Raw genomic sequence first — 8743 nt, forward strand, 5'->3', positions numbered from 1 at the left:
TCATAACCTGAAACTCAGAGGTTCAAATCCTACTCCCGCAAACAAAAAACACCGTGCAACATCAGATGTTTACGCACCGCCCTAGGGCGGTATTTCTATTTGTGCCAATACTTCTAGAAGCACTGTGGAAGCAACGAGAGGAAACTTCTTTTCGTAACTAGCCACTCACCCCCTCAGCTCTTTTTTGCCAACTTCTGTGCTTCGCCCACGGTGACCTTGCCGTGACGACCGATGGAAATCCTCTCCTTAGAGCGTGTTGAAGCATTCAGGGAACGAACAACTGGTTCGGCGAACTGCTGTCTTTGGTATCAACTATTTTGGTAATAAAACGATAGCCTGCGGCTTGACCCGCTTGGTGGACGGGGAAATGGAGCGGCGCGGATGACTTGATCTCTGGCGGCGCGTTCGATTTCAGGTGAGCCAGAGCTATCGACGATATCAACCCAAGCCAGTGATCCATCAGGATTAATTTCGAAGAATACCTGCGCAAACCCGCGGACCGGGACATAGACGACGGGCGTTTGATTGAGGTGGACCAGGACTTGTCCGGCATAGTTCGTGGTATCGGAGTTACCAACGCCGCGACCCGAGGTTTGATTTCGGCCACTGCTGGCTCGGAACGGGTCAGCCCCTTCCTTTTGATAAAGGCTAAGCGGCGACTCCAATGTCTGCGTAGGGTTGCGCAAGTTATCGAAGTTACTGAACCCATCAAGTGATTTTGGCGTATCCGTTGCGGGCCTTCTGTCCGGGAGGCGGGGGCGTTTGGAAACAGATACGGCCTGATCGGAAGGCGCGGCTTGTTCTTCTGGTGGCTCGTTTGTTGGCTCATCGACCGAACTTGGGATTTCTGGTTCGACTGCCGTACTCTCGAGTGGAGGGACCGGCTCTGTTGAGCCGTCTGTGGGCGGTAAAGCTGCCAAGCGCTCGGGTTCCGGGTCGACCGCTGACGTTACGGCGGTATCTGCGTCTGTTGCTGGTTCCGGGTTGGACGGGGCGACCGGTTCGGTCGGCACCTCTTCCTGTAGCTCTGATCGTGGGGCGACGGGCGCTCCGACATCGGGTGAAGATACCTGCTGAGGATTGGGGGAAGCGACGAGTGTTTCGCTGATCGGGATGTCGGCAGTATTGGGCTTAATAGTGTCTTCAACCGGGGGCTCGGGTGTTTCAGCAGATTCCGGTTGGACCGGGTCTGTCGTGTCTTCGGTGAATTCTTCGAATGTGTTGCCAAGCTCGATCAAACTGACCGATTCCTCATTGGCCCGCAGTTCTGGCAGGCTGGACCCATACAAGCTGATCCCAAAGATATGCAGGATAAGCGAAAGCACACCCGCCAACGCAGCGATGGCCGCTGACTTCCGGATCATTTCAAAGCCTGCTGGGTCACAAGGAAAACAGAAGGCGCGCCATACCGCCGAAGGGCACCGGTTACCTCCATCAATCGTTGGCCTGAAACATTGCGGTCGGGGACAATCCTGACGGGCCCGTCATCATGGCTGGCCATAAAAGCCTCGGGATCGGTTTGCACTCCGCGAAAGCTGAGGATGCCATCGGTGTTCAAGACAAGCGCATCGGGAGGGTCGCGGCCTTCGAGTTCCGATGTGTCGACAAGCTGAAGCTCGGGATCAAGCGGTGGTGCCAGGGTGCCTGCAATCAGAAAGAAGATCAGCATCAGAAAGACGACGTTGATCAGAGGGATGGTCGAGTCTCGTTTGCGGCTTGGGCGACCAAAGCGGATCATCGGTCTACTCCAACACCGTGACGGTCAAGCCATCGCGGCCACGCAAAACAACCAGCAAATCCACAAGTCGTTGGGCGGACGTATCCGCATCAAGGCTTACCAGTGCCTGACCGGCCCCGATCCGCGTAGACAGTTCATCCAGCGCCAGTGTTTCGCCATTCAAAGTCACGCGCTCGGTACCGATCTGGATGAATATTCGCTCGACGGGTTCAGCCGATTCTGATGCGCCTGAGGTTGCGCTGCTGATTTCGATCTCCGCGAACTTTGAGAAAGTTGAAGACAACATGAAAAACAGCAACAGCAAAAAGATGACATCGATGAGCGGAGTCATCGACATCGGTCGTCTGACAAAGGGTTCCGTGTTACGCATGTTCAGCGTTCAGAATCTCGGTCCTGCCTGAGGCGGACTGGTTCGAGTTGTTCGGGACCAGAACCGTACGCAGTGCTTTGTCCGCAAACACCCGTTCCCGGGCAGTTCGGCTTTCAAACCAAGACAAGACCATTGAAGTCGGCATTGCCACCGCAAGGCCAACGGCTGTTGTTACCAGAGCAACCCAGATGCCACCTGCCAACAATGAGGGATCGACAGAAGACCCGGCAGACTGAAGGCTTTGGAATGCATTGATCATTCCCAAAACTGTTCCGAACAATCCAAGCAGGGGTGCAAGCTGGGCGACCGTATCCAAAAGCCGAAATCCGCGCTCCAGCCCGGCCAGGGCCAATCCAGCTTCGGCATCCAGTCGAGCGTCCAGATCAGGAGTGTCCGGCGCGTCCATGGCGGCTTCGACAAGCGGTGCAAGATAGCTGCTGCTCTGTGCGAGGCGCGCGCGTGCAGTGGCTCGATCTCCAGCATCCCAGGCCTGCAGCGCTTGTGACAGAACCTTGTGCCGCCCTACGCCACAGGCTGCGAACTGCCAAAGCTTGTAAAGAGTAACTGCTACGGTCAGGACCGACATGACAATAAGGATAGCCACAACGGGCCCGCCAAGGGTCAGGATCTCTCGAAGAGAAGAGAGAATATTCATCCAAGCAACTCCACTTCAATCCGGCTGCTGAGCGTTAGGGTCGATTGACAGATGTCGCTCTGGGAGCCTTTTACCACGCATGAACTCGCGCCATTGATCAATGCGCGCCCAACAGTCGTGCAAGACATCTCTGGCAGATCGAACTGACGAACACGTGGGCGATCCAAAGGTAAGTCGCGAAAATCAAAAAGCGAGAGGGTAACAACACTGCCTTCGGTGTCAAATATCACCGTCTCGAATACGGCTTCATCGATAGTGGTTCCGGATTGGTTGGTCACCAGAAAGGTCAGTCTGCAGGCACTACCAACGTCTTCCAAGGCATTGAGCTCTAATGAAATCTCAGCGGCAGGTGCCTCAGCGGATTGGGCCAGAGCTGCAAAAGGAAGCAGGCATGCGAAACAGGTAAGCAGGACACGGAGAGATCTCATTGAAGGCACCTATATGCTTGGGCGAACCGCGATTGCCCGCGTTGTATAGCCGACAATGGTCCTCTCATACCTGATAGTACAATCACTTCAAAGGAGCGCTGAAACGATTGTGAATTCGACCATGTTCGAAGTCATATTCGAGTAAGCTATTTAGCAAAGTGACGTATAATATGGCAAAATGACGGAAAATTACCTCATTTCGTCAAGATACGATCTGCAATCCGAACAAGTCGCCCTTCATAATCAAAAGAAACACAGAATGGAGGCGCGTTTTGAGCTGGAATATTTGCGTAGTCGGGGCGGGGAAGATCGGTCAGATGATCGCGACTTTGCTGAAAACCTCGGCACATTACACGGTGACTGTTGCCGATCACGATCTTGCGGCCCTGTCAGCATTCAAGAAGCGGGGCATTTCTACGCGGCAGATTGATGCCAGCGATAGCGCGGGCTTGGAGAAAGGCCTTAAAGGTTTTGATGCGGTGATCTCTGCCGCGCCGTTCTTTCTGACACCGGCAATTGCAAGCGCAGCTAAAACTGTTGGGGCGCATTACTTTGACCTGACCGAAGATGTCGCCGCCACCAACGCGGTGCGCGAGCTGGCGCAGAACAGCGAGACGGCATTTATGCCACAATGCGGGTTGGCCCCCGGGTTTGTCGGGATTGCGGGCGCTGCGCTGGCGGCCGAGTTCGATGAAATCGACAGCCTGCATATGCGGGTCGGGGCGTTACCGCTCTATCCGACCAACGCGTTGAAATATAACCTGACTTGGTCAACTGATGGGCTAATCAACGAATACTGCAATCCATGTGATGCCATTGTGAATGGCGAGAGGGTCAAGACCGCCCCCCTCGAAGATTATGAGCTGATCGGCCATGACGGAGTCGAGTACGAGTGCTTCAATACATCGGGCGGGCTGGGCACCTTGCCCGAGACGCTAGACGGTAAGGCGAAGGCGGTATCCTATCGCTCGATCCGCTATCCGGGCCATCGGGATATCTTGCGCTTGTTGCTCAGTGACCTGGGACTAGAGCGTCGCCGCGATCTGCTGAAAGAGATTTTTGAAACGGCCTTGCCGCGTACGGATCAAGATGTCGTGCTGGTCTACTGCACGGCAAAGGGCATCGTTGATGGCACGTTGCGTGAGAAATCCCTGATCAACAAATCCTTTGCGCGCACCATAGATGGACAAGTCTGGAGTGCGATCCAGGTCACCACTGCGGCAGGCGTATTGGGTGTCGTCGATCTGATGCGGACAGGGGTTCTGCCCTCGAAAGGCTTTGTTCGGCAAGAGCAGGTAAAGCTTGCCGATTTCCTGAACACCGAATTTGGCCGGCTTTATCGCGCCGGTGACGTTACCGAACAAAACAAGGCGGCTTGAGATATGAAAGACATTATAATGACTGCTGAAACCACGCTTGCGAATTTGGACCTGACTGCAGCTGAGCTTAGCGGCGGGTCGCTGCGGGTGACCTCTCCGATAGATGGCAGCCTGTTGGCCGAGGTTCACGAAACTCCGGTTTCCGAGATGGGGGCCATCTTTGCCCGCTCGAAAGCGGCGTTCAAGGAATGGCGCGTTGTGCCGGCTCCGCGCCGGGGTGAGTTGATCCGACTGCTGGGCGAAGAGCTGCGGGCCGCCAAGGACGACCTTGGCGCGCTTGTCAGTTGGGAGGCAGGAAAGATCACCTCGGAAGGTCTGGGCGAAGTGCAGGAGATGATCGACATCTGCGATTTTGCTGTTGGTCTATCGCGGCAGCTTTATGGTCTGACCATTGCTTCGGAACGCCCGGGTCACCGGATGATGGAAACGTGGCATCCGGCGGGACCGGTCGGAGTGATCTCGGCCTTTAATTTCCCCGTGGCGGTATGGTCGTGGAATGCTGCGCTGGCCCTGGTCTGTGGTGATCCGGTAGTTTGGAAACCGTCCGAGAAAACGCCTCTGACCGCGTTGGCTTGCCAGAAAATCTTTGAGCGGGCGTTGGCCCGGTTTGGTGACGCCCCCGAGGGGCTATTGCAGACCCTGATCGGTGGTGCCGATCTGGGTGAGGCGCTGGTTGCCAGCGAGGATGTGCCGATCATTTCAGCCACCGGCTCGACCCGGATGGGCCGCGCGGTTGCGCCGATCGTGGCGCAGCGCTTTGGCAAGTGTATTCTGGAACTCGGCGGCAATAACGCGATGATCGTTGGGCCGTCGGCGGATCTGGAAATGGCGGTGCGCGCGATTGTATTCTCGGCTGTGGGAACGGCAGGGCAGCGCTGTACGACACTGCGGCGGTTGATTGTACACACCTCGATCCGCGAGGAACTGGTTGGGCGTCTGAAGAAAGCCTATGCAGGTCTGCCCATCGGTAATCCGTTGACCGAGGGTACGTTGATTGGGCCGTTGGTGGATGAAGCTTCGGGCAATGCGATGACCGCAGCGCTTGAATCAGCAAAGGCCGAGGGTGGTGCCGTGTTCGGAGGTCAGCGCGTGACCGAAGGTGTGCCGGGCGGTGTTTATATGCAACCGGCCATCGTTGAGATGCCGGGCCAGACCGCGACTGTGAAGGCCGAGACCTTTGCTCCGATCCTTTACGTCATGGGCTATGACGATTTTGCCGAGGCGATCGAGATTCAGAACGACGTGCCACAGGGCTTGTCGTCCTGCGTTTTTACACTGAACATGCGCGAAGCCGAGCAATTCCTGACAGCGGCCGGGTCGGATTGCGGGATTGCCAATGTGAACATCGGCCCGTCCGGGGCCGAGATCGGTGGCGCATTTGGTGGCGAGAAGGAAACCGGAGGCGGGCGCGAAAGCGGATCAGATGCCTGGAAAGCCTACATGCGCCGTCAGACCAACACGGTAAACTATTCGGCCGAGTTGCCATTGGCGCAAGGTGTCAAATTCGACATCTGAACTCGAATGTCCGGCGGCACCTGATCGTGCCGCCGGATTCAATCAGCGAACAGGTAATCCAGTTGCATGATCGCTTTGGCCTTATCGGCACTGATCCCCAGAAATTCCGCGATAATCACCTCATTCTCCGAACGTTCCGCCGCCTCACGCAAATGGAACAGCCCATCATTCTGGGTACTGCGGATCAATTCGGATTCGTAAGACAGCGCGTTGCGAAGGGTCGGTAGCAGACGTGCAAGAGAATCCTGTGAGCTGTTCTGGCCCGCAAGACCGACGCGATAGGCATGGCCGGTCAGATATTCATCTGAATAAGTACATTCGATTTCCAGAACTCGTGTTTGGGCCTGATCTGCACAGAAATCCTGAATGACGTCCAGATTGGCCGGATCTATGCAGAGTACCAGCCTGTCGCTTTGGAAATAATCGAACAACATACGTGCAACCGCCCGCCGATGGCGCGACCGCTTAATCAGGGTCGTCTCGATTCCACCCAAATCGGGCAATGGCGTATCCTGCTCATCATAGATGTATTCGATGCAGGGAATGGGGGTTTCGGATGCGATCTGGTCAACAAGCCGTTTGGCGACATGCCACTTCTTGCAAACAATCAAAAACGCCTGCCGCTCGGGGCCTAACGTATTGCCGACCTCCCAAAAGCGCTGAGCGAAACGTCGTCCTACCCGACCGCGACCGGCAAGGAAGTGATACAGATTACGCCCTTCGTCCGAGATGTGGAACGTGACCCCTTCGCTGGCATAAAGCTGACCCAACCGTTCCTTCAACTCATGGGCCTCGGGGCTGATCTTGCGAGCGAACAGGTAGTTCTGCCCCAACAGCATGTCATAGTGATCATTGTAGAAGGTGACAGGCATGCCATAGTCGGAAAACATCAAAAATGTCAGTGTACGGTTTTCGATTTCCTGCTTCGGGACGAGGTGGCGAACAAGCGTCTGAAAGAACGTCTCGTCCGGAATCCAGGTGGTCGAGAAAAACCGGACCACATCGCGGCGTTGGCGCAGGAAGTCCAGAATCATCTCGACTGTGCGACGGCGCAGGCACCACCACTGGCTACCGATCTTGACCTGCAGGTCTGCAGGTATGCCGCGGGTCAGACCGAAACGCTTTTGTATTTCGTATGCGGCATAGAACAGGCGCGGCTGATTGCGTTCGTTGAAATAGTGACGATAGATCAGCCGGTCTTCTTTCATTCCGGTCTTAATCCAATTGCTTTCGAAGAAGTCATGGCTTTCGATGAAATCCATGTCGCGTTCATCAAGAAAGCTGTGCACATACTCGGCGGTTTTAATTGCCATGCAATCGCCGGACAGCATGTAAAAATGGGTGACCCTTGGGAACTGATCCACCGCCGCCTGTAATGCATGGAGCGTGGCCTGAACCAGTGACCATTCGCCCCATCCGCATTTGATCCGCTTCGTTGCAAATGCGACGTTGCGGTTATCTTTCAGGGCGTCGCGTATCTGCGCATAATCCGTATCTTTGGCGCGAGCGTCAAAATGGATCGCCATACAATCGCCGGCAGCCGTTAGCTGACTGGCCTGCGCAATGATCGCGTCAGGATCTTTGTGGCACAGCAAGATATAGGCAATCTTTGCCATTTGCGTCTCGTAATTCCCCGTTTCTGCCCAATTGCAACCGTGATACTGAGGATGAGCGATTGAATAAACAGAATATTTTTGGTTCTTTGGGTCAAAATGCCGGAGTATCAATGCGATAACTGGCTAAGGAGGCGCAGTAGATGGGTTTTCCCGGAACGTGGATGACCGAAAGTCAAAGCATGGTCTACCGTGTTGTGCCGAAATGCGCCTGCTCGACGATCGGGCAAATCATGTATTTCTCGGATCATGGCAGCTTCTTTGATGGTGACATTCACGATGCCAAGGACGGAATGCACAAGTGGGCCTTTGATGCCAGTCAGGATCCGATTGCCAGAAATGTTCAATCGCACCAGTCCTATACGTTTACCTGCGTGCGTAATCCCTACACACGCATTCTCAGTTCCTTTTTTGACAAGATCTGCGGCATCCAGCGCAACGGCAAACGCTATCGCGGCAATCTGGTGCCAACGCTGATTTACAACTATGGAATCGAAGTCGGGGGTGACGACGGCAAGGGCGAGTTTGACCAAATTGCCAGTTTCCGCCGGTTCCTTTTATTCGCACGCGACACGATCCGTTGGCGGCGTCCGATGGACCCCGACATTCACTGGTCGGCCATGTCTGGCCATGTCTCGACGCTGATCGCTAATGGCGGGCGATACGATCGGATTTTTTGGACCGAGAAGTTCAACGATGGGATGCAGGGGGTGTTGGACAATCTTGAAACCTCGCATCCCGTGACTCTGTCCGAAATCCCGCGCTTCAACGAATCCGAAGGCCATGGGCCAAAACGCGTGCATCCGGTCGAGGATTACTTTGACGATTTGTCGATGCATCTGGTCTACGAGATCTACAAACAGGATTTTGAACTGTTCAAGTATGATTTCGAAAATCCCGCCAAAAAAATGCCGACGGGTGAGATCGATCTAGATGAGATTCACGCCAAGCTGGGTGATTAAGACGCTCGAAGTGTGAGGCTCCCACCCATCGTCAATGTCTCTTGTGAGACATCTCCTCTGGTTGGGCCCGGCGCCGCGTGATG

At 55.1% G+C, this 8743-nt stretch carries 9 protein-coding genes; 3 read left to right on the plus strand and 6 right to left on the minus strand.

Annotation, left to right across the window (positions count from 1 at the left end; genetic code table 11):
* Window positions 1-308: 308 nt before the first annotated feature.
* From ACR0CZ_RS20380 to ACR0CZ_RS20400, 5 genes are read right to left on the minus strand one after another with little or no spacing between them, the layout of a single operon-like run.
* Complete coding sequence (locus ACR0CZ_RS20380) at window positions 309-1364, minus strand: TonB family protein (RefSeq protein ID WP_170395110.1); 1056 nt, start codon at window positions 1362-1364, stop codon at window positions 309-311.
* Window positions 1361-1738: an ExbD/TolR family protein gene (locus tag ACR0CZ_RS20385; protein ID WP_170395113.1), complete on the minus strand. Its 378-nt coding sequence runs from the start codon at window positions 1736-1738 to the stop codon at window positions 1361-1363. The genes ACR0CZ_RS20380 and ACR0CZ_RS20385 overlap by 4 nt, the downstream gene beginning before the upstream one ends.
* A 4-nt stretch (window positions 1739-1742) precedes the next feature.
* Window positions 1743-2069: a biopolymer transporter ExbD gene (locus ACR0CZ_RS20390; protein ID WP_170395115.1), complete on the minus strand. Its 327-nt coding sequence runs from the start codon at window positions 2067-2069 to the stop codon at window positions 1743-1745.
* 31 nt (window positions 2070-2100) lie between these two features.
* Complete coding sequence (locus tag ACR0CZ_RS20395) at window positions 2101-2763, minus strand: MotA/TolQ/ExbB proton channel family protein (protein ID WP_170395118.1); 663 nt, start codon at window positions 2761-2763, stop codon at window positions 2101-2103.
* Window positions 2760-3191: a hypothetical protein gene (locus ACR0CZ_RS20400; RefSeq protein WP_170395121.1), complete on the minus strand. Its 432-nt coding sequence runs from the start codon at window positions 3189-3191 to the stop codon at window positions 2760-2762. The genes ACR0CZ_RS20395 and ACR0CZ_RS20400 overlap by 4 nt, the downstream gene beginning before the upstream one ends.
* Window positions 3192-3463: 272 nt before the next feature.
* Between ACR0CZ_RS20400 and ACR0CZ_RS20405 the strand changes: the two genes are divergently transcribed.
* Together ACR0CZ_RS20405 and amaB are read left to right on the plus strand one after the other, a co-directional pair.
* The gene (locus tag ACR0CZ_RS20405) at window positions 3464-4570 is read left to right on the plus strand and encodes a saccharopine dehydrogenase NADP-binding domain-containing protein (protein WP_170395124.1); all 1107 of its coding nucleotides are present in this window, start codon (window positions 3464-3466) and stop codon (window positions 4568-4570) included.
* A 3-nt stretch (window positions 4571-4573) separates the two neighbouring features.
* Entirely contained in the window at window positions 4574-6085 is a 1512-nt protein-coding gene (gene amaB / locus ACR0CZ_RS20410; protein ID WP_480504133.1) for an L-piperidine-6-carboxylate dehydrogenase, read from the plus strand.
* A 38-nt stretch (window positions 6086-6123) separates the two neighbouring features.
* Here amaB and ACR0CZ_RS20415 read toward each other — a convergent pair whose 3' ends face one another.
* Entirely contained in the window at window positions 6124-7701 is a 1578-nt protein-coding gene (locus ACR0CZ_RS20415) for a DUF5928 domain-containing protein (RefSeq protein ID WP_170465800.1), read from the minus strand.
* 140 nt (window positions 7702-7841) lie between these two features.
* Here ACR0CZ_RS20415 and ACR0CZ_RS20420 point away from each other — a divergent pair, with 140 nt between their 5' ends.
* Entirely contained in the window at window positions 7842-8660 is an 819-nt protein-coding gene (locus ACR0CZ_RS20420) for a sulfotransferase family protein (protein ID WP_170395130.1), read from the plus strand.
* The last annotated feature ends 83 nt before the right edge of the window (window positions 8661-8743 follow it).

The sequence above is a fragment of the Ruegeria sp. H9 genome (genome assembly GCF_056532915.1).

Bases quoted from the DNA above. Each gene is read 5' to 3' on its own strand.
- ACR0CZ_RS20400 (WP_170395121.1), bottom strand. From the start codon at position 3,191: ATGAGATCTCTCCGTGTCCTGCTTACCTGTTTCGCATGCCTGCTTCCT.
- amaB (WP_480504133.1), top strand. From the start codon at position 4,574: ATGAAAGACATTATAATGACTGCTGAAACCACGCTTGCGAATTTGGAC.
- ACR0CZ_RS20420 (WP_170395130.1), top strand. From the start codon at position 7,842: ATGGGTTTTCCCGGAACGTGGATGACCGAAAGTCAAAGCATGGTCTAC.
- ACR0CZ_RS20395 (WP_170395118.1), bottom strand. From the start codon at position 2,763: ATGAATATTCTCTCTTCTCTTCGAGAGATCCTGACCCTTGGCGGGCCC.
- ACR0CZ_RS20415 (WP_170465800.1), bottom strand. From the start codon at position 7,701: ATGGCAAAGATTGCCTATATCTTGCTGTGCCACAAAGATCCTGACGCG.
- ACR0CZ_RS20380 (WP_170395110.1), bottom strand. From the start codon at position 1,364: ATGATCCGGAAGTCAGCGGCCATCGCTGCGTTGGCGGGTGTGCTTTCG.
- ACR0CZ_RS20385 (WP_170395113.1), bottom strand. From the start codon at position 1,738: ATGATCCGCTTTGGTCGCCCAAGCCGCAAACGAGACTCGACCATCCCT.
- ACR0CZ_RS20390 (WP_170395115.1), bottom strand. From the start codon at position 2,069: ATGACTCCGCTCATCGATGTCATCTTTTTGCTGTTGCTGTTTTTCATG.